At 67.2% G+C, this 20,427-nt stretch carries 18 protein-coding genes; 13 read left to right on the top strand and 5 right to left on the bottom strand.

Annotated features, from left to right (window positions below; genetic code table 11):
- The first annotated feature begins 28 nt into the window (after positions 1–28).
- Positions 29–766: an aspartate/glutamate racemase family protein gene (locus tag IB278_RS03285; protein WP_145745377.1), complete on the top strand. Its 738-nt coding sequence runs from the start codon at positions 29–31 to the stop codon at positions 764–766.
- 49 nt (positions 767–815) lie between these two features.
- Positions 816–1,571, top strand: coding sequence for a GntR family transcriptional regulator (locus tag IB278_RS03280; RefSeq protein ID WP_145745379.1), 756 nt, complete (start codon positions 816–818; stop codon positions 1,569–1,571).
- A 28-nt stretch (positions 1,572–1,599) separates the two neighbouring features.
- On the opposite strand, the gene IB278_RS03275 is transcribed toward IB278_RS03280, so the two are convergent.
- A complete protein-coding gene (locus IB278_RS03275) occupies positions 1,600–2,295 on the bottom strand; it encodes a TetR/AcrR family transcriptional regulator (protein WP_145745381.1) in 696 nt (231 codons plus the stop codon).
- A 141-nt stretch (positions 2,296–2,436) separates the two neighbouring features.
- Between IB278_RS03275 and IB278_RS03270 the strand changes: the two genes are divergently transcribed.
- From IB278_RS03270 to IB278_RS03260, 3 genes are all read left to right on the top strand, one after another.
- Positions 2,437–3,495: an SDR family oxidoreductase gene (locus IB278_RS03270; RefSeq protein ID WP_145745383.1), complete on the top strand. Its 1,059-nt coding sequence runs from the start codon at positions 2,437–2,439 to the stop codon at positions 3,493–3,495.
- A gap of 15 nt (positions 3,496–3,510) precedes the next feature.
- A complete protein-coding gene (locus IB278_RS03265) occupies positions 3,511–4,773 on the top strand; it encodes a prolyl oligopeptidase family serine peptidase (protein WP_192322589.1) in 1,263 nt (420 codons plus the stop codon).
- 125 nt (positions 4,774–4,898) lie between these two features.
- Positions 4,899–6,389 carry a nucleobase:cation symporter-2 family protein gene (locus tag IB278_RS03260; protein WP_145745387.1) on the top strand — a complete coding sequence of 497 codons (1,491 nt, stop codon included), beginning with the start codon at positions 4,899–4,901 and terminating at the stop codon, positions 6,387–6,389.
- A 6-nt stretch (positions 6,390–6,395) separates the two neighbouring features.
- On the opposite strand, the gene IB278_RS03255 is transcribed toward IB278_RS03260, so the two are convergent.
- Positions 6,396–7,253: an aldo/keto reductase gene (locus IB278_RS03255; RefSeq protein WP_192322588.1), complete on the bottom strand. Its 858-nt coding sequence runs from the start codon at positions 7,251–7,253 to the stop codon at positions 6,396–6,398.
- 85 nt (positions 7,254–7,338) lie between these two features.
- Here IB278_RS03255 and IB278_RS03250 point away from each other — a divergent pair, with 85 nt between their 5' ends.
- From IB278_RS03250 to IB278_RS03240, 3 genes are all read left to right on the top strand, one after another.
- Complete coding sequence (locus IB278_RS03250) at positions 7,339–9,519, top strand: sensor histidine kinase (RefSeq protein ID WP_192322587.1); 2,181 nt, start codon at positions 7,339–7,341, stop codon at positions 9,517–9,519.
- Positions 9,516–10,130 (top strand): response regulator transcription factor, encoded by a 615-nt coding sequence (locus IB278_RS03245; protein WP_192322586.1) that lies wholly within the window; start codon positions 9,516–9,518, stop codon positions 10,128–10,130. Before IB278_RS03250 ends, IB278_RS03245 begins: the two co-directional genes overlap by 4 nt.
- A 146-nt stretch (positions 10,131–10,276) precedes the next feature.
- A complete protein-coding gene (locus IB278_RS03240; protein ID WP_192322585.1) occupies positions 10,277–11,629 on the top strand; it encodes an MFS family transporter in 1,353 nt (450 codons plus the stop codon).
- Positions 11,630–11,650: 21 nt separating this feature from the next.
- Here IB278_RS03240 and IB278_RS03235 read toward each other — a convergent pair whose 3' ends face one another.
- Both IB278_RS03235 and IB278_RS03230 read right to left on the bottom strand, forming a co-directional pair.
- A complete protein-coding gene (locus IB278_RS03235) occupies positions 11,651–12,502 on the bottom strand; it encodes a hypothetical protein (RefSeq protein WP_225612660.1) in 852 nt (283 codons plus the stop codon).
- A 101-nt stretch (positions 12,503–12,603) separates the two neighbouring features.
- Complete coding sequence (locus IB278_RS03230; protein ID WP_145745398.1) at positions 12,604–13,941, bottom strand: glycosyltransferase; 1,338 nt, start codon at positions 13,939–13,941, stop codon at positions 12,604–12,606.
- 229 nt (positions 13,942–14,170) lie between these two features.
- Here IB278_RS03230 and IB278_RS03225 point away from each other — a divergent pair, with 229 nt between their 5' ends.
- The 5 genes from IB278_RS03225 to IB278_RS03205 all read left to right on the top strand — a co-directional run bounded on the left by IB278_RS03225 (position 14,171) and on the right by IB278_RS03205 (position 19,501).
- Positions 14,171–15,505 carry a C4-dicarboxylate transporter DctA gene (locus IB278_RS03225; protein ID WP_145745400.1) on the top strand — a complete coding sequence of 445 codons (1,335 nt, stop codon included), beginning with the start codon at positions 14,171–14,173 and terminating at the stop codon, positions 15,503–15,505.
- A 9-nt stretch (positions 15,506–15,514) separates the two neighbouring features.
- The gene (locus tag IB278_RS03220; protein ID WP_145745402.1) at positions 15,515–16,219 is read left to right on the top strand and encodes a GntR family transcriptional regulator; all 705 of its coding nucleotides are present in this window, start codon (positions 15,515–15,517) and stop codon (positions 16,217–16,219) included.
- 87 nt (positions 16,220–16,306) lie between these two features.
- Positions 16,307–17,389, top strand: a complete 1,083-nt coding sequence (locus IB278_RS03215; protein ID WP_145745404.1) for an AI-2E family transporter — start codon at positions 16,307–16,309, stop codon at positions 17,387–17,389.
- Positions 17,390–17,556: 167 nt separating this feature from the next.
- Positions 17,557–17,988, top strand: a complete 432-nt coding sequence (locus tag IB278_RS03210) for a DUF2141 domain-containing protein (RefSeq protein WP_145745406.1) — start codon at positions 17,557–17,559, stop codon at positions 17,986–17,988.
- Between the two features lie 13 nt (positions 17,989–18,001).
- Positions 18,002–19,501, top strand: a complete 1,500-nt coding sequence (locus tag IB278_RS03205; protein WP_192322584.1) for a carotenoid oxygenase family protein — start codon at positions 18,002–18,004, stop codon at positions 19,499–19,501.
- Between the two features lie 17 nt (positions 19,502–19,518).
- Here the strand turns inward: IB278_RS03205 and IB278_RS03200 are convergent, their stop codons facing one another.
- Positions 19,519–20,421: a LysR family transcriptional regulator gene (locus IB278_RS03200; RefSeq protein WP_192322583.1), complete on the bottom strand. Its 903-nt coding sequence runs from the start codon at positions 20,419–20,421 to the stop codon at positions 19,519–19,521.
- Positions 20,422–20,427 lie beyond the last annotated feature (6 nt).

The raw sequence follows: 20,427 nt of genomic DNA, 5'->3' as shown, positions 1-20,427 counted from the left end.
CACTGAAAGAGAAAGAAAGGGCCGCGCCGTGCGCATCAAGATCATCAATCCCAACACCACCTGGAGCATGACCGAGAAGATCGGCGCCTGCGCCCGCGCGGTGGCGAGCGCCGGCACGGAGATCGTCGCGGTCAGCCCGGCCATGGGGCCGGTCTCCATCGAGAGCCACTACGACGAGGCGCTGGCCGTGCCCGGCCTGCTGCAGGAAATTGCGGCCGGCGAGCGCGAGGGCATCGACGGCTACGTGATCGCCTGCTTCGGCGATCCGGGCCTGAAGGCCGCGCGCGAGCTGGCGCGCGGCCCGGTGGTGGGCATTGCCGAGGCGGCGATGCACTTGGCCAGCATGGTGGGCAGCCGCTTCAGCGTAGTGACCACGCTGGGCCGCACGATGGGCCAAGCCTGGCACCTGGCCGAGATCTACGGCATGGAGCGCTTCTGCGCCAGGGTGCGCGCCTGCGAATTGCCCGTGCTCGAGCTCGAGGAGCCCGGCTCCCAGGCACGCGAGCGGATTGTCGACGAATGCCGACGCGCGCTCGAGGAAGACGGCTCCGACTGCATCGTGCTCGGCTGCGCCGGCATGGCCGACCTGTGCGAGCACATCGGCGGCCTGCTCGGCGTGCCGGTGATCGACGGTGTGGCCGCGGCCACCAGGCTCGTCGAGTCGCTGGTGGCGCTGAAGCTTTCGACCAGCAAGCGAGGCGAGCTGGCCCATCCACTGCCCAAGGCCATGAAGGGCGCGCTCGAGGGCTTCACGCTGCGCAGCTGACGGTGCCCGGCGCGAGCGCGGCGGCCACCCGCTGAGCCACAATCTGCGCATGCCCCGCGCCAGCACCAAATCCACCGCACCCCCCGCCACCGCCGCTGCGGCCGAGAATGCAGCGCCCGCCAACGACAAGGCCAGTTCCATCGAAAGCATCGCGCAGGACATCGCTACCGCGATCGTCGAGAAGCGCCTGCCGCCCGGCACCTGGCTGCGCGAAGAGGCGCTGGGCCGCGTCTATTCGGTGAGCCGCACCAAGATTCGCGCGGCCTTGCTGATGCTCTCGAAAGACAAGCTCATCGAGATGATTCCCGACAAGGGCGCTTTCGTGTGCCAGCCCACGGTGCAGGAGGCGCGCGAGGTGTTCGCGGTGCGCCGCATCCTCGAAAGCGAAGTGGTGCGCCTGTTCATTGCCAATGCGCGGCCGCGCGACTACCAGGTGCTGGAGCAGCACATCCGCTTCGAGCGCACCGCGCTGCGCCAGACTACCACCACGGGCACCGTGCGGGAAAAGGTGCTGGGCGATTTCCACGTGGCGCTGGCCGAGGCCACGGGCAACAAGACGCTGGCCGAGCTGGTGCGCGAGCTGGTGGCGCGCAGCTCGCTGATCGCGATGCTCTACCACTCGTCGAACGACCCGCATTGCTCGTCGGACGAGCACTCCGATTTCCTTCGCATCTGCCGCAAGGGCGACACGGAAGGCGCGGTGGCCTGCATGATCGACCACCTGGAGCGCATCGAGGCCAGCCTGGAGCTCGGCACCGAGAAGCCCGACCGCCAGCTCGACCTGGTGAAGGCGCTGCTGGCCTGAAAAGGGCTGCCCGAGCCCCTACTCCAGTTCAGCGCCTGGTTTTCGCAGCGCGCTTCTTCGGCTCGCGCGCAGCGGGGCCATCCGATGCGACGGCGACCGCTTCCAGGCCTTGCGCACCTGCAATCAGCCCGCGCAGGAAAACCATGATCAGGCGTCCCGAGGGATCGGGGCGCGTGCTCATCCGCTGCAATGCCAGCCCGTGCGACAGAGCCATGAAAGCTGCGGCCAATTCGTCCGGTGCGGCAGGAGGCGTGCGCCCGAGCTTGTCGAACAACTGACCGATCACGCCGCCGATTTCGGATCGGTGCCTGTCCCACACCTTCTGGTACTCCTGCGCGAAGCTTCGACTGCGGTTGGCATGCAGCTGAAGCTCGATGGAGAGCATGCACCAGTCGGCATCGCGATTGAGCGTGGAAGCCCAGGCTTCCAGCTCGGCAAGCATCTGCTCGGGCTCTTGCCGCTCGTCGCCCATGACCTTGAAAAGCTGCAACGCTTCGGCTTCCATGTGCCGCCGCAGCAACTCCAGCAGGACGTCCTCCTTGCTCGAAAAGTTCGAATAGAAGGCGCCTTGGGAGTAGCCCGCCTTGTCCGCGATGTCGCGGATCGACGCGCCCCCATACCCGTTCGACACAAACAGGTGCTGCGCGGTCTCGATCAAGCGCTCGCGCGTCTGCGCCCGGCTTTCCTCGCGGGTCAGGCGCGTTTTTGCTGTCGTCGGGGTCATGGTCGAAAAGATATCACATGAACTTTGAATAGCGCCTGCCTTCCGGGGCGCAGTCCGGAATCTCACGTTCGAATATCACTTGATATTTGAAAACGGCGAAGGTACATTCAAAACTCATTTGATTTTTGAAGTTCGATTGATATGGAAAATCCAAAGCCCCTGAGGACCGCGTTCGTCACTGGCGCGACCGGCCTTCTCGGCAACAACCTCGTGCGCGAGCTGGTCGCGCGCGGCGTCTTCGTCAAAGCCCTTGTTCGCTCGAAGGCCAAAGGCCAGCAGCAGTTTGCGGGGATGAAAGGCGTCGAGCTGGTGCTGGGCGACATGGCGGATGTACCCGCTTTCTCCAAGGCACTGCAAGGATGCGACGTGGTGTTCCACACCGCCGCGTTCTTCCGGGACAACTTCAAGGGCGGCAGCCACTGGGAAGAGCTCAAGCGCATCAATGTGGACGGCACCCGGCAGCTCATCGAGCAGGCCTACGGTGCCGGCATCCGGCGCTTCGTCCAGACCTCGTCCATCGCGGTGCTGAATGGCGAGCCGGGCATGCCCATCGACGAGACCTGTCTGCGTGACCTGGCAGATGCCGACGACGACTACTACCGCAGCAAGATACTGGCCGATCAAGTCGTGTCGGCCTTTCTTGCAGTGCACCCGGACATGCACGCGAGCTTTGTCTTGCCCGGATGGATGTGGGGACCGGCCGACATCGGTCCCACCTCGTCAGGACAGTTCGTCAACGATGTGGTGCTCGGCAAACTGCCCGGGCTGGTGCCCGGCAGCTTTTCCGTTGTCGATGCCCGCGATGTGGCAAAGGCGCAGATCTCGGCCGCGGAAAACGGCCAGCGCGGCGAGCGCTATCTGGCAGCCGGGCGCCACATGACGATGCAGGAACTGGTGCCCCTGGTGGGAAAGATCGCGGGCATCCGCACGCCGACACGCCACCTGCCCTTTCCGCTCCTGTACCTGCTGGCGGCGGTGCAGGAACTCTATGCGCGGGCCACCGGAAAGCCCATCTTGCTCGGCCTGGCCACCGTGCGGCTGATGCGCAAGGAGGCAGGGCGCAGCCATTTCAACCACACCAAGAGCGAGCAGAAGCTTCAACTGAAGTTTCGCCCGATCGAGCAAACCGTGGCCGACACGCTCGCCTGGTATCGCGGCAATGGCTGGCTGCCTGGTGTGCCGACCCGAACCGAATCCTGAACAAGGGGAAAAACCGTGACGAACAGATTGATCCTGAAACTCTCGACAGCCTTCGCAGCTTTTCTTTGCATCGCAGCAGCGCCGCAAGCATCCGCGGCCCGGAGTCTCCCGGCCGCCAAGGCCGCGGACAGCATGGCCGAGTTCTGCAGCAAGGGGCAGGCGGAGTATCCGCAGGGCATCGCCCGCATGCACCCCTCGTTCAAATTCAACATCTGTTGGTGGCTCGAGGATGCCGGCATCGATGCAAGCACCTTCGACGACATCGCCGCAGCGCTGCCGGAACACGGCGGGCCGTCGCAGGCGATCTGGCAGGCGACCTTCAGCCAGCCCGCCCAACTGCACCTGGAACGAGCCCGCGCATCCGAAGCGCGAGGAAACAATGCTGCCGCATCGGTCGAATACAAGAAGGCCGCTTTCTACCTGCGGATGAACCGGCTTCCCAAGCGTGTTCCCACCGCCGATCTGCAGGCGACCGAACGAGCCCATGCGCTCCTGGGAAAGCCGCTCCAACGCATCGCATTCAAGACCGGCACGAAAGAATTCACCGGCTACTTCCGGGCGCCGCCTGCACGAACAGGCCGCAACGAGAAGCTGCCGGTACTGGTGATTCTCGGCGGCCTCGACAACCTGAAGACCGAGATGATCCGGCACAGTGATTACTTCATGGGTCGGGGCTTCGCAACCATCATTGTGGAAAATCCGGACACCGGAGAGAACCAGCTCGGGTTCCGGCCGGAGTCCCATGTGATGTTCGACGCCGTGGCGGACTACATCAAGACCCGCAGCGACCTGGACGCCAGCCGAGTGGCCTTGTACGGCTGGAGCATGGGCGGCTATCTGGGAACGCTTGGCGGGCTGAGCAACGACTTCTACAAGGCCGTGGTCAATGTGGGCGGCCCCAGCGATGCGAGCTTTGGACAAGCGCATTGCAAGGTGGCGCCTGCCTGGATCGTCGCGCCCTACACCGTGTTTGCGAACATGAATCCGCAGACCACACCGCGTGAAGCGATGTGCGAATACTACGAAGCATTCCAGCTCTCGCGCCAGTTGAAGATGCCGACCGCGGTGCAGCTGCGCAAGCCCATTCTCATGGTGAACGGCGCGCACGAGGATCTCGTCTCCAGAGACGAGCCCGCCGCTCTGGCGGCGCTCGGCTTCAACGTGACGCAACTGGTGTTCGGGGATGACGGCCACACGGCGGAATCGAACATGCGTGAGCACTTCGAGTTCACGGCGAACTGGCTCATTCGGCGACTGAAGATCGAGATGGGAGACTGATTCGGGTTTACCTGAATCCGGATTGCCGCACAAATTGTATACAGTTTCGCGTACACAACTGGTGTGCGCGACGGCTCTGCGACGCGCATCACTGCTCGTTCCCCTCGCCGCGCCAGGAGACAACGATGACGGCAGATTCCCTTTCCAGCAATGTCCATCCCGTGGACCAGCGCCTGCCTTCGGGCAAGCTCGCGGCCCTCGGCCTGCAGCACGTGCTCGTGATGTACGCGGGCGCCGTCGCGGTGCCGCTGATCGTCGGCCGTGCGCTCAAGCTCTCGCCCGACGAGGTGGCGCTGCTGATCTCGGCCGACCTGTTCTGCTGCGGCATTGCCACGCTGATCCAGGCGCTCGGCGCCACGCAGTGGTTCGGAATCAGGCTGCCGGTGATGATGGGCGTGACCTTCGCATCGGTCGCGCCCATGGTGGCCATTGCCAATGCCAACCCGGGGCAGAACGGCGCGCAGCTGCTGTTCGGCGCCATCATCGGCGCGGGCGTGGTGTCGATCATCATTGCGCCGCTGGTGAGCCGCATGCTGCGCTTCTTTCCGCCGGTGGTCACGGGCACCATCATCGCGGTCATCGGCATCAGCCTGATGCGCGTGGGCATCAACTGGATTTTCGGCAACCCGGTGGGGCCGACGGCGCCCGCGCTGGTCGACCCGGTGTATGCGAAGTGGCTCGCAGAAGTGACCTCGCCGGGCAGTTCGATTCCCGCGGTGCCCAAGGGCTTCGCGATCATGCCGACCGTGCCCAACCCCAAGTACGCGGACCTCTCTGGCTTCGGCGTGGCGGCGCTGGTGCTGGTGTCGATCCTGCTGATCGTCAAGTACGCCAAGGGCTTCATCGCCAACATCTCGGTGCTGCTGGGCATCGTGATCGGTGCGGTGGTGGCCTCGATCACCGGCCTCATGACCTTCGAGAAGGTCGGCAAGGCCGCCTGGGTCGACATCGTGCTGCCCTTCCACTTCGGCATGCCGCAGTTCGACCCGGTCCTGATCCTCACGATGACGCTGATCATGATCGTGGTGATGATCGAGTCGACCGGCATGTTCCTGGCGCTCGGCGAAATGACCGACCGCAAGATCACGCAGAAGGACCTGGCCAAGGGCCTGCGCACCGACGGCCTCGGCACGCTGATCGGCGGCATCTTCAACACCTTTCCGTACACCAGCTTCTCGCAGAACGTGGGCCTGGTGGCGGTCACGGGCATCAAGAGCCGCTACGTCTGCGTGGCCGGCGGCGTGATCCTGATCGTGCTGGGCCTGCTGCCCAAGATGGCGGCGTTGATCGAATCGCTGCCCACCGTGGTGCTGGGCGGCGCGGGGCTGGTGATGTTCGGCATGGTGGCAGCCACGGGCATCCGCATTCTCTCGGGCGTGGACTTCAAGACCAACCGCCACAACGCGATGATCGTGGCGGTGTCGATCGGCATCGGCATGATTCCGCTCATTGCACCCAACTTCAAGCAGTGGATGCCGCATGCCATTCACTCGCTGATCGAGTCGGGCATCCTGCTGGCGTCGATCAGCGCGGTGCTGCTGAACCTGTTCCTCAATGGCGCGAAGCACGACGAAGAGGCCGTGATCGCCGCGGCCAAGCAGGCCGAAGCCCACTAGAGACTGTCAGATCATCGCCAGCGGCGCCTTGCGGCGCGGCGGCGGATAGAGGCGCTCCAGTTCGGCGAGGGTGGCCGCATCGAGCTTCAGGTCGGCAGCGGCGAGGTTCTGCTGAAGGTGCGCGCTGCGCACCGCCTTCGGAATCGCGGCGACACCGGGCCGCGCGAGCACCGCGGCCAGCGCAAGCTGCGCGGCGCTCATGCCGAGCCGCCTGGCCAGCTCCTGCAGCGCCTCGTCCGAAGCCAGCGCGCCCTGGTCGATCGGGCTGTAGGCCATCAGCGGCATGCCGTGTTCGCGCAGCCAGGGCAGCAGGCTGAACTCGGGGCCGCGCTCGGCCAGCGACAGGTACACCTGGTTGGCCGCGCAGCCGGGGCCTGAATCGGCGAGCGGCGCCAGCTCCTGCATGTCGTCGGTGTCGAAGTTGCTCACGCCCCAGCGCGCGATGCGCCCCTTGGCCACCAGTGCCTGCAGCGCATCGACCGTTTCGCGCAGCGGATGGCTGCCGCGCCAGTGCAAGAGGTACAGGTCGACCATGTCGAGGCCGAGCCGCTTCAGGCTTCGCTCGCAGGCCTCGGGCGTGCCGCGGCGGCTCGCGTTGTGCGGGTAGACCTTGCTGACGATGAAGAGCTCCTCGCGCCGCACGTCGCCCGCGCGCAGGGCCTCTGCAATGGCCAGGCCGAGCACGGTTTCGGCGCCGCCCTCGCCGTACATCTCGGCGGTGTCGATCAGCCGGTAGCCCATGGCGATGGCTTCGCGCACGGCGGCCACTTCGGCGGCATGCCGGCCCGCGATCTCGCCCATGCGCCAGGTGCCGAGGCCGAGCACCGGCATCTCGCCGCCGGTGGGGAGTGAAAGGGTTCGCATGAGGGCGATGGTACGGCGGCCCTGCCGGCCGATCCGGGGATCAAGGCAAAATCCCGGTCGCCGCTCCGGTCGGCCCCCGCCTCCCATGCCGCCCCTGTCTCCCCTTCCGCCCGAAACGCCCACGGCCCGCTCCCGCCCCGGCCGCTGGCGCACGCTGCTCGCCTGGGCGGCCGCCGTGGCCGTGGCGCTGCTGCTGATCGGCGCGGCAGGCCAATGGGCCGCGGCCCGCGAGGCCAGCTTCCAGGCTGACTCGATCCGCCGCGCGATGGAAGTCCACGTGCTGGGCCTGCGCGATGCCGCCGGCAAGTACGGCTACCTGCCGCGCACCGCGGGCATGCACCCCGACGTCTTCAACGTGCTGGCCCACCCGCGCGACCCGGCGGCGCAGCAGCGCGCCAACCGCTACATCGAGGAAGTGAACCGCCACGCGGGCTCGGACGCGCTCTACCTGATCGACCTGCAGGGCCTCACACTGGCGGCGAGCAACTGGGCCACGCCGCAGAGCTTCGTCGGAGAGTCCTATGCCAACCGGCCCTACTTCATCGACGCGCGCGCGGGCCGCAGCGGCCTCTTCTACGGCGTGGGCCAGACCACCGGCGAGCCCGGGCTCTTCATGTCGGCACCGGTGCGCTCCGAGGCCGGCGCCGTGCTGGGCGTGCTGACGGTCAAGATCAGCCTGCGCCAGCTCCAGGAGGCCTGGACCTTCGCGCGCGAACCGATCCTGCTGGCCGATGCGCGCGGCATCGTGTTCCTGAGCTCGGTGCCGGCGTGGATGTACCAGGCCACGCGGCCCCTCGCCGCCGCCGACCTGGTGGGCATGAAGCGCGACCAGCAGTACGGCGCCCGCACCGGCTTCTTGCCGCTGCCATGGACGGTGGAGCGCGAGGAGGGGCATCCGGGCTACCTCGTGCGCACCGAGATGGGCGGCAAGGCGCGCCGCTTCCTCGCACTCGACGAGCCACTGCCTGACCTCGGCTGGACCCTGACCGTGATGGCCGACCACGCCGAGGTCACCCGCGCGCGCGAACGCGCCTGGATGCTCGGCCTGCTGTGCGCGGGCGTGCTGCTGCTGGGCGGGCTGTACTGGCAGCTGCGCGAGCGCCGCTTCGCTGAGCAGCGCGATGCGCGGCGCGACCTGGAGCGGCGGGTGCGCGAGCGCACGCACGCGCTGGACGAGGCCCACGCCTTCCGCAAGGCGATGGAAGATTCGCTGCTGGTGGGCATGCGCGCACGCGACCTCGAGGGACGCATCATCTACGTCAACCCCGCCTTCTGCGAGATGACCGGCTACGGCGCCGACGAACTGCTCGGCCGGCTGCCGCCCTACCCCTACTGGCATCCCGACGACGTGGCCCAGCACTGGCTGCACTACCAGGCCATGATGAGCGGGCAGCCCGCGCGCTCGGGTTTCGAGTCGCGCCTGCAGCACCGCGACGGGCACGAGGTGATCACCATGGTCTACACCGCGCCGCTCATCGATGCCGACGGCCGCCACAGCGGCTGGATGAGTTCGGTGGTGGACATCACCGAGCAGAAGCGCGCCGAGCTGCGCCAGCGCCAGAACGACGAGCAGCTGCAGCATGCGCAGCGCCTCGCCAGCCTGGGCGAGATGGCCTCCACGCTCGCCCACGAGCTGAACCAGCCGCTGATGGCGCTGAGCAATTTCGCGAGCGCCGCCAAGGCCTTCGCGGAACAGGGCAACCAGGCGCTGCTGGCCAGCAGCCTCGACGAGACCATGGCGCAGGCCCGGCGCAGCGCCGAGATCGTGCGGCGCATCCGCGGCTTCGTGCGCCAGCGCACCGTCGGCACCGAGGATTGCGCGGTGGCGTCGCTGGTCAGCAACGCGCTGGCGCTGCTGCAGGGCGAGATGCGGATGCGCCAGGCGCGCGCCGAGGTGCGCCTGCGGGCGGACCTGCCCGAGGTACGCGGCGACCGCGTGCTGCTGGAGCAGGTGCTGCTGAACCTGCTGTCCAACAGCCTGCACGCCATGCAGGCCGCGCCGCCGGAGCAGCGGCTGGTGGAAATCGACGCCGAGGTGAGCGAAGGCCGCATGCACATCCACGTGGCCGACCGCGGAGCGGGCATCGACGCAGCGCTGGTCGAACAGGTGTTCGCGCCCTTCTTCACCACCAAGGCCGGCGGGCTGGGGCTTGGGCTGAACATCTGCCGCACCATCGTCGAAGCCCACCGCGGCCGGCTGTCCTTTGCCAACCGGGCCGGCGGTGGCACAGTTTTCACCCTCGAACTGGAAATCTCGGCGCCATGACCGCCCTTGCCAACCACCTGTGCATCGTCGACGACGACGAGGCCGTGCGCCGCTCGCTGGGCCTTTTGCTGCTGTCGCGCGGCCATGCGGTGCAGGCCTTTGCCTCGGGCGAGGCCTTCCTGGCCGGCGCCGACCTGCAGCGCCCGGGCTGCGTCGTGCTGGACCTGCGCATGGAGGGGATGAGCGGACTGCAGGTGTTCGACGCGCTGCGTGCGCAGGACAGCCCGCTGGTCGTGATCTTCCTGTCCGGCCACGGCGACATTCCGATGGCCGTGGAGGCGGTGCAGAACGGCGCCTTCGGCTGGCTCGAGAAGCCCTGCAGCGACGAGCGCCTGCTCGAGAGCATCGCCAAGGCCCTGCAGAAGGCCGAAGAGATCGCCGTGCGCCGGCAGGCCCGCCAGGCCGCCGAGGCCCTGTGGTCCAAGCTCACGCCGCGCGAGATGCAGGTGGCCCGGCTGGTCGCCCAGGGCCTGGCCAACAAGCGCATCGCGCAGGAGCTCGCGCCGCTGGAGCAGCGCACGGTGGAAACGCACCGCGCCCATGTGTTCGCCAAGCTCGGCCTGTCGAACAGCCACGAGCTCGACCGCTTCCTGCGCGAACACAGTTTGTAGCGCTTTCTAGGTATTTACCCTTGCGTACACGTACGTAGCGGCGCGGCGGGCGCCTACGGACGACAGCGCCGCCGCGGCGGCACAGACTCGCTGGCACGGCTTTCCGCGGCTCCGCGGGGGGCCCAGCCAGAGACAAGGACCCCCGAATGACCGCCATTGCCAGCGCCACCGCCGGTGCCTCCAGCCCGGACGCGACCAGCACCAACGTTCCCAACACCACGCCCTACACCTTCGAGGAAAAGCGCAAGCGCATCTTCGCCATCTTTGCCGCCTCGTCCGGCAACCTGGTGGAATGGTTCGACTTCTACGTCTACGCCTTCTGCGCGATCTACTTCGCGCCCTCGTTCTTTCCCAAGTCGGACCCCACGGTCCAGCTGCTGAACACGGCGGGCGTGTTCGCCGCCGGCTTCCTGATGCGCCCGATCGGCGGCTGGCTGTTCGGCCGGCTGGCCGACCGCAAGGGCCGCAAGACCTCGATGGTGACATCGGTCGTCATGATGTGCGTGGGCTCGCTGGTCATCGCCTGCCTGCCCACCTATGCGCAGATCGGTGCCTGGGCACCCGCGCTGCTGCTGGCCGCGCGGCTGCTGCAGGGCCTGTCGGTCGGCGGCGAGTACGGCACCACCGCCACCTACATGAGCGAGGTGGCGATGCGCGGCCAGCGCGGCTTCTTCTCGTCGTTCCAGTACGTCACGCTCATCGGCGGCCAATTGCTGGCCGTGGTCGTCGTGGTGGTGCTGCAGCAGCTGCTCGACGAGGCCGAGCTCAAAGCCTGGGGCTGGCGCATTCCCTTCGTGCTGGGCGCCGTGGCGGCCATCGTGGCGCTGATGTTGCGCCGCACGCTGACCGAGACCGCCAGCACCCAGACCCGCGCCGCCAAGGGCGCCGGCAGCATCGCCGAGCTGTTCAAACACCACAAGCGCGCGTTCTTCGTGGTGCTGGGCTACACGGCCGGCGGCTCGCTGATCTTCTACACCTTCACCACCTACATGCAGAAATACCTGGTGAACTCGGCCGGCATGTCGATCAAGACCGCCAGCAACGTGATGACCGCCTGCCTGTTCATCTACATGTGCATGCAGCCGCTGTTCGGCGCGCTGTCGGACCGCATCGGCCGGCGCAGCAACATGCTGCTGTTCGGCGCGCTGGGCGCACTGATGACGGTGCCGGTGCTGAGCAACCTGCAGAGCGTGGGCAGCCCTCTGATGGCCGGCGTGCTAATCACGCTGGCGCTGGCGGTGGTGAGCTTCTACACCTCGATCAGCGGCATCGTGAAGGCCGAGATGTTCCCGCCCGAAGTGCGCGCGCTGGGCGTGGGCCTGTCGTATGCCGTGGGCAATGCCATCTTCGGCGGCAGCGCCGAATACGTGGCGCTGGGCCTGAAGTCGATCGGCCACGAGTCCTACTTCTACTGGTACGTGACCGCGATGATGGGCGTGGCCTTCATGGTGAGCTTGCTGCTGCCGAAGCAGGCGAGCTATCTGCATCACGACAAGTAGCCAGGCAAGAGGCGCCCGGCCTCAGAAAAGGATCACCCACTCGCCGCGCAGGTACCGGTACTGGTAGCTGGGCCCCGAGAAGGTGGTGCTGCGGCTGTAGCCGGCGCCGAAGCGAAAGACCTGCGATCCCCTGACGGGGCTTTGCAGGTTCACATCCAGCAGTCGCGTCGGCTGCCGGAACTCGTGGTTGATCGTCTCGGTGCCGAGCCCGGCCGTGACCGCGAGGGTCCAGCCCGCAAAACGCTGCCGCCAGCCGACCGCCAGCATCGCCTCGCTGTAGTTCTTCGGATTGAAATAGGCCCTGTCCACGTCCTCGTGGCTGCTGCGGTAGGTTCGATAGCGCGCCTGCAGCGTCAGCCCCAGGTCGAGCGACGGCTGGTAGATCAGCCGCAGGCGGCCGTGGTCGCGCCGGTTGCCGTCGGAAAAATACTGCTGCGCCGCCAGCCCGACCAGGGTCACGTGGCTTCCAAGCCCCTGATCCACGGCCACCCCGACAAACGAAAAATCGATGCCGCGGTCCAGCGACTTCGGGGTCTCCACCCAGTCGCGCGTCACGAGGAACTCCACCGCCGTGCTCTTGGTGGGCGACAGGCGATAGCTGCCGTCGAGCGTGAGCAAGGTGTGCCCGCCCTGCTCGAACGCGCCGACCTCGATCGCGCCTCCGTCGGTGGTCTTCGTTTCGACCGAGCGGGCCAGGAACGAGATCTTCTTGCCGGCCCTTTGCCAGTGGTCCTGCTTGTACTGGTAGTCGCCGAGCCGGAACCCGAGGTAGCGGTCGGCATTTTCAAAGGCGGGAAAGAATTCCACCGACACCCGGCGCGACTGAAAATCATCGCTGTCGCTGGTGAGGAAGAATTCCGGGCCAAAGGCCATGCCGGCCGGTTTTTCGTTTGCTTTTTCTTCCTCCGCCCTGCAGGGAGCGATCAGCACCAGGCAACCCAGCGAAGCGGCGGCAAGATACCTCGGCAGCCCCGTCATTTGGTTCCCCAGGCCTTGGGCTTCCTGAACAGTTCGTCGAGGTAGCCGAGCACGCTGGCGGGCTGCAGGATCAGGCTGTACAGCAGCACGTAGACAAAGAAGCCCTGGACGTTCTTTCGCACCACCAAGCCGGTCTTCCGGAACATCCGGCGCTCGATCCGGAACATGAGCAGGCTCAATGCGAACGTGGCCGGTATCAATGCAAGGGTCATGATTCCCACGATCCAGTAGTGGCCGAAGAACGCGAGAATGATTCCGGGGATGAAGCCGATGGTGCATGCCAGGTCCAGCCACGGAAACAGCAGGTTCCAATAGATGAAGAAGGTCGACAACCGCGGCTTGACCAGGATCCCCGGGTGCTTGATGAAGGCTTCCGCCATGCCGCGCGCCCATCGCTGGCGCTGCTTGACCAATTGCTTGACGGTGGTGGGCACATTGGTGAACAGGCACGCGTCCTCGCAGTGGCCTACCCGGTAGCCGGCCTTGAGCAGGGCCCAGGTGAGCACGATGTCCTCCCCCACGCACTCGGGCCATCCGCCAACCTCGATCAGCGCGGCCCGGTCGTAGATGGAAAACGCACCCTGGGCCACCAGGGTGCCCTGGAACAGCGATTGCACGCGCTTGATGGCCGCAATGCCATGGAAGTAATCCCATTCCTGGCAGCGGGTGATCCAGTTCAGCCGCGAGTTGCGGACCAGGATTTTTCCTGCCACGGCCCGGGTATGGGGCGGGTCGGCGCGATAGCGCTCGACGATGCTGGCCAGCGCGCCGCGGTAAAGGAAGGAGTCCGCATCCACGGTGATGACCAGGTCGTGCGCCACCTCCTTGAACCCGATGTTCAGCGCGCGCGCCTTGCCGCCATTTTTTTCCAGGTCCAGAAAGGTCAGCCACGGGTAGCGCTCCCGGGCGCGCTGAACCACAAGAGACGTGCCATCCGCGGACCCGTCGTTGATCACGATCACCTGCAGTTCGCCCGGGTAATTCTGCCGATCGATGCTGACCAGTGTCTCCTCGATGGACGCCTCCTCGTTGTAGGCGGCAATCAGGATGGAGATCGGGGGATAGACGGCCAACGCGGGATGCGCCGGCCTCTTGTCCAGCAGCAGGCTGATGGCCAGGAATGCATTCATGAAACCCGGAACGACGGCAATGCCATACACCAGGAAAATGGCCAGGGCCATTCCCACCCGATTCGTCAGATCGGCCAGCCAGGGGCCCGCGGCCCATATCGAGAACCACATCCAGGCGCTGGCGCCAATCAACGCAATAACAAACTTGCCGGACACCGGCAGGTAAATCATTGGCTGCAGCGCCTTCTGGCCTTCTTCGTTCATGTCGCTCTCGAGTGTTCCAGCGAATGTAACCCTCGACAAACGACGTGAACAGTCTGGTTACATTCTTGGAGACTGTTAACAACACCGGGAGGCACTCCGCCTGACCCCTTCAGCCGTGAAGCCCGGGAATACCCTCTGGCTTCCTCGAAGTCTTCTTGCCTACATTGCTTGTATGCAAGAAAAGCGATCCTTGCATGCAAACACCGCCAAGACAACCCAGGAGACTTCCATGCCTCGCTTCGCCAAATCGCTCTTCGGCCAGGTCGTCATTGCCCTGGTGCTCGGCGTGCTCGCCGGCCTCTTCATGCCGGAGTTCGCCGTCAAGCTCAAGCCGCTCGGCGACGGCTTCATCAAGCTGATCAAGATGATCATCCCGGTGCTGGTGTTCTGCGTGGTGGTGCACGGCATCGCGGGCGCCGGCGACCTGAAGCGCGTGGGCCGGGTCGGCGTGAAGGCGCTGATCTACTTCGAGGTGCTCACCACCGTCGCGCTGGCCATGGGCCTGGTGCTGGCCTTCGTGTTCCAGCCCGGCGTGGGCATGAACGTGGATCCGGGCAAGCTCGACGCCACGGCCATGAGCGCCTACGCCTCGAACGCCGACAAGCTCACGAGCGGCGGCACGGTCGAGTTCCTGATGAAGCTGATCCCCACCACGGTGGTCAACGCCTTTGCCACCGGCGACGTGCTGCAGGTGCTGCTGTTCGCGGTGCTGTTCGGCTGCGCGCTGTCGCTGCTGGGCGAGCGCGGCAAGCCGGTGGCCACGGTGGTGGACGCGCTTTCGCTGGTGCTGTTCAAGATCATGGGCATCCTCATCAAGCTGGCGCCGCTCGGCGTCCTGGGCGCCATCGCCTTCACGGTGGGCAAGTACGGCATCGGTTCGCTCAAGCAGCTGGGCATGCTGGTCGCCCTGTTCTACGGCGCGGTGCTGGTGTTCGTGTTCGTGGTGCTCGGGCTGGTCATGCGCATGTCGGGCTTCAGCCTGTGGAAGCTGCTGCGCTACCTGCGCGAGGAGCTCGCCATCGTGTTTGCCACCACCTCGTCGGACAGCGTGCTGCCGCAGATCATGGCCAAGCTGCGCCGCATGGGCATCCGCGACTCGACGGTGGGCCTGGTGATTCCCACGGGCTATTCGTTCAACCTGGACGCCTTCTCGATCTACATCACGCTCGCGGCAGTGTTCATCGCGCAGGCCACCAACACGCCGATCTCGATGGCGGACCTGCTGACCATCCTTGCGATCGCGCTGGTCACCTCCAAGGGCGCGCACGGCGTGCCGGGCTCGGCGATCGTGGTGCTGGCCGCCACGCTGCATGCTATTCCGGCCATTCCGGCCATCGGCCTGGTGCTGGTGCTCTCGGTCGACTGGTTCATGGGCATTGCGCGCGCGCTGGGCAACCTGATCGGCAACTGCGTGGCCACGGTGGCCATCGCGGCCTGGGAAGGCGACATCGACCGCGAGCGCGCCCATGCGGTGCTCGACGGCTCCTACTCTCCCGACGACGAGCCGCTGGCCGAGGCCGACGTGCCTGCAGTCCCCGTGGGCGCGGGCGCCGCCAGCCGCTGAAAACGACCGATGGCCGCTGACGTCAACCCCACCTCCATCGCCGAGCGCGTGGTCGAGGCCATCCTGGCGCAAAAGCTCGCGCCGGGCGAGCGGCTCGGCGAGCAGGCGCTGGCCGAAAACTTCGCGGTGAGCCGGACCATGGTGCGCGAGGCGCTCATGCAGCTGCAGGCGCGCGGCTTCGTCGAGGTGCAGTCGCGCCGCGGCTGGTACGTGGTGGAGCCCTCGGCCGAGGAAGCGCGCGACGCCTTTTCGGCGCGGCGCATCGTCGAGGCGGGCATCCTGGCCGAAAGCGAAGGCCGGCCGCTGCAGAAGGCCATCCGCAAGCTGCGCGACCACATCGCCGACGAGCAGCGCGCCATCGAGGGCGCCGACGCGGCCACGCGCGCCTTCCTGCTGGCCGATTTCCACGTCTGCCTGGCCGAGCAGATGGGCCACCAATTGCTGGTCGACGTGTTGCGCGACCTCACGGCCCGCACCACGCTGGCCGCCACGCTCTACCAGTCGAGGCACGAGGCCGGGCAGTCCTGCGCGGAGCACGGCGCCATCGTGGCCGCGCTGGAGGCCGGCGACACGGCCAGGGCGCGCCAGCTGATGATCGAGCACATCGGCAACGTGGAGCGCTCGCTCGAGGTCGAAACCTCGGCCGGGCCCGACGCGCCCGCCCGGCTGCGCGCCACGCTGGCGCCGGTGGCGCTGCCGCGCGCCAGGCGCTGACGCGCCGGCGCCCCGGGGCGCTTCCGCACGAAGGGGTGCCCACCGACACGGCGGTGCATTCAGGCTCGGCTACAGTCCGAATCACCTATGAATTCACCCCAACTCCAGCGCGGCGTGTTCCTCGCCCTGCTCGCCGCCGTCACGGTCGCCTTCCTCTGGGTGCTGATGCCGTTCTTCGGCGCGGTGCTGTGGGGCGTGGCCCTGGCCATCCTGTTCACGCCGCTCTACAAGCGGCTGCTGAAGAAAATGCCGGGCTGGCACAACGCCGCGGCGCTCTCGACGCTGGCCATCTGCCTCTTCATCGTGATTCTTCCGCTGGCCATGGTCGGGGTGTCGCTGGTGCAGGAAATCGTGCAGGTCACGCAGAGCATCCGTTCGGGGCAGATCAATTTCGCGGCCTACTTCCAGCAGATCCTCAACGCCGTGCCGCAATGGCTGCTGAACCTGTTCGACCGCTTCAACCTCGGCGACATGGAGGCCTGGCAGGCCCGCATCTCCGCGGGCGCGGCACAGGGCAGCCAGCTCATCGCCGGCCAGGCGCTGACCATCGGCCAGAACACCTTCGACTTCGTCATCAGCTTCTTCGTGATGCTGTACCTGCTCTATTTCCTGGTGCGCGACGGCGCAGCGCTTTCCAAATCGATGCGCGAGGCCGTGCCGCTTGCCAGGCCGCACACGCACTATCTGCTCAACAAGTTCACCACCGTGATCCGCGCCACCGTCAAGGGCAACGTGGCGGTGGCGATTGCGCAGGGCGCGATCGGCGGGCTGGCCTTCTGGCTGCTGGGCGTGCAGGGCGCGCTGCTGTGGGCCGTGCTGATGGCTTTTCTCTCGCTGCTGCCCGCGGTGGGCGCGGCGCTCATCTGGGGGCCGGTGGCCATCTATTTCCTTGCCACCGGCCATTTCTGGCAGGGCGGCATCCTGATCTTCGTGGGCGTGTTCGTGATCGGGCTGGTCGACAACATCCTGCGCCCCGTGCTGGTGGGCAAGGACACGCAGATGCCCGACTACATCGTGCTGATGTCGACCATCGGCGGCATGGCGATCTTCGGCATCAACGGCTTCGTGATCGGTCCGGTGATCGCGGCGCTGTTCATGGCGGCGTGGAGCCTGTTCGCGGAGTCGGGCCAGCTGGAGACCAGCCCCGGCGAGGACAAGAAGGGCCACTGAAGCCCGGTGGGCTCGCGGCCGCGGGCCCGCGAGGCCGCGGAAGCAGGCGCGCCCTGCGCCGGCCGGGCGCATTTCGCGCGGACGTTGGCGCGCTTCGTCGCATGGCGCTGGGAGGCGCGCGGCGCTTGAGGGATCGTCGGGGCCTCCAACTTCCGACGAGGCTCTCCATGAACTTTCCTTTGCCCCGAGCGGGCCTGTGCGCCCTGTGCAGCGTCGCGCTGCTCTCCCCGCTGGCCGCGCTCGCGGCCGACCTGAGCGTGACCGTGGCCGACGGCCCGGCTAACGGCGCCACGCTGTACGTCGCGCTGTACAACGACGCCGCGAGCTATGCCGACAGCAAGGCCGTGGCCTCGCAGACCGCGCCGATGCAAGGCGGCAAGGCCCGGCTCGTGTTCGCGGGACTGGCGCCGGGGCGGTATGCGCTGCGAGCCTTTGCCGACGAGAACGGCAACGGCAGGCTCGACGCCAACCTCTTGGGCATGCCGACCGAGCGCTATGGCTTCTCGAACGACGCGAAGGGCAACCGCGCCGCGCCGGCCTTCGAAGCCGCGGCGATCAGCGTGGATGCCGACCTGCAGACCGTCATTCACCTGCGCTGAGGAGCAAGACGCCATGGAACGACGCGAACTCCTGCGCCTGCTGGCCTCGGCCGGCGCCCTGCCCCTGCTGGCACCGCTGGCCCGCGCCGCCGGCACTGCCGACGACTGGCAAGCCCGGTTCGAAGCCGCCGGTGCGCCCTGGAAGACCGGCTTCGCCACGCCCCCGGACGACCTGCCGCTGACCCGCGCCATGGTGCGCGGGCGCTTTCCCGATGCCGTGGCCGGCACGCTGTTTCGCATCGGCCCGGCCGGCCACGACCTGGGCGGCGAGCGCTACCACCACTGGTTCGACGGCGACGGCATGGTGCACCGCTTCGTGATCGACGGGACCGACGTGCGGCACCAGGGCCGCTATGTCGCCACGCCCAAGCGCGTGGCCGAGGTGCGGGCCGGCCGCCGCCTGTTCGAGGCCTTCGGCACCATGCCGCCGGGCGTCGAGCCGCCGACCTCGGCCGACAGCATCAACGTCGCCAACACCAGCGTGCTGCCGATGCAGGGCGAGGTGCTGGCGCTGTGGGAAGGCGGCTCGGCCACGCGCGTCGACGCGCGCACGCTCGACACGCTGGGCGTGAAGACCTGGCGGTCCGACCTCGCGGGCATGCCGTTCTCGGCCCATCCCAAGGTCGATCCGGACGGTACGGTGTGGAACTTTGGCGTGAGCTCCGGCCAGGGCCTGCTGGCGCTGTACGAGATTGCGCCCGAAGGCGCGCTGCGGCGCGCAGCCGTGGTGCCGGTGGCCGACATGCCGATGGTCCATGACTTCGCCGTGACCGGGCGGCACCTGGTGTTCCTGATGCCGCCGCTGGTCTACGACGGCAAGCGCAAGGAGGCGGGTGCGAGCTTTCTCGACGCCCATGTCTGGCGGCCCGAACTCGGCATGCGCGCCCTGGTGGTCGACAAGCAGGACTGGGAGCGGCGCCAGCTGCTCACGCTGCCGGCCGGCTTCCTGTTCCACGTCGGCAATGCATGGGAGGAAGACACACCGCGCGGCACCCTCGTCCACATCGACTACGTGCGTTCGGACAACGCCGATTCGGTGTTCACGACCAACCGCGAAGTGATGCGCGCACGCCGCGTGAAGAGCACCGACCCGCGCCTGACCGTCGCCACGCTGAATCTCGGCACCGGGAAGGCCACGCAGCAGGCGCTGGCGCAGGAAGCCGAGTTTCCGCGCATCGACCCGCGGCGCGTTGGCTTGCGCCACCGCCATGTGGTTCATGCCACGCAGACGCGCCCCGACGTGCCGGGCTTCGGCGCGATTGCGCGCACCGATGTCGAAAGCGGCCGCAGCCAGCGCTTCAGCTACGGCGCCCAGGCCATGGTGGAAGAGCATGTCTTCGTGCCGGACGGTACCAAGCCGGGCTGGGTGCTGGGCACGGTGCTCGATTTCGGCCGGCAGAAAACCGTGCTGTCGTGCTTCGCGGCCGACCACCTGGCGGCGGGACCGGTGGCACAAGCCACCCTGCCCTACGCCCTGCCGCTGGGCCTGCACGGCGCCTTCGTGCCGGCCTGAAGCAGGCGTGAGCGCGCTCAGCCGCCCCACCAGCCTTCGGCAAAGCGCCCCTGCAGGAAGGCGACGAAGCCCGACACCTTGCCCGGCACCAGCTTGGGCGAGGGGAAGACGGCGTGGATCTCCTGCTCGGGCAGCGTATGGTCGCCGAGCACTTCGAGCACCTTGCCCGAGGCCAGCGATTCGCTCGCCACGTAGCGCGGCATGAGCGCAATGCCCAGTCCGTCGCGCGCCGCGGCCAGCACCGCGGAAAGGTTGTTGGAGCGAAAACGCCCCGAGACCGGCACCGTCACCGGATCGCCCTTGGGCGTGTGCATGCGCCAGAACTCGTCGCCCACCACGCTGCTGTAGATGAGCGCCACGTGCGCGCTCAGGTCCTGCGCGCGCCGGGGCGTGCCGTGCTTCTTCAGGTAGCCCGGCGCCGCGACCATGGCCCAGGGGTTGGTACCGAGGTAGCGCGCGCCCAGCGAGGAATCGGCCAGCTTGCCCATGCGGATGGCCACGTCGATGCCCTGCGCGATCAGGTCGACGTAGCGGTCCTCGAAGCTCAGGTCGAGCTGCACCTGCGGGTGCCGGCGCATGTATTCGAGCGCCAGCGGCACCACCACGCGGCGGCCGAAGGCCACCGAGGTGCCGATGCGCAGCAGCCCCTGCGCCTGGTTCTGGCGCAGCTGCACGATGCTCTCGGCCTCCTCGGCCTCGCGCACGATGTTCTTGCACTTCTCGTAGTAGAGCGCGCCCGGCTCCGTGAGGCTCACGCCGCGCGTGTTGCGGTTGAGCAGCCGCACCTTCAGCCGCGCCTCGGTGGCCGCGACCTGCTTGGTCACGGTGGGCTGCGTGGTGTGGAATTCGAGCGCCGCCTTCGAGAAGCTGCCGGTCTCGACCACGCGCACGAACATCTCCATTGCCAACAATCTGTCCATGGCCGG

Source organism: Variovorax sp. VRV01 (genome assembly GCF_014852545.1).
GTDB classification, from domain to species: Bacteria; Pseudomonadota; Gammaproteobacteria; order Burkholderiales; family Burkholderiaceae_C; genus Variovorax; species Variovorax beijingensis_A.
The sequence above is the reverse complement of the archived record's forward strand: the minus strand, read 5'-3'. Positions and strand labels throughout refer to the sequence as shown.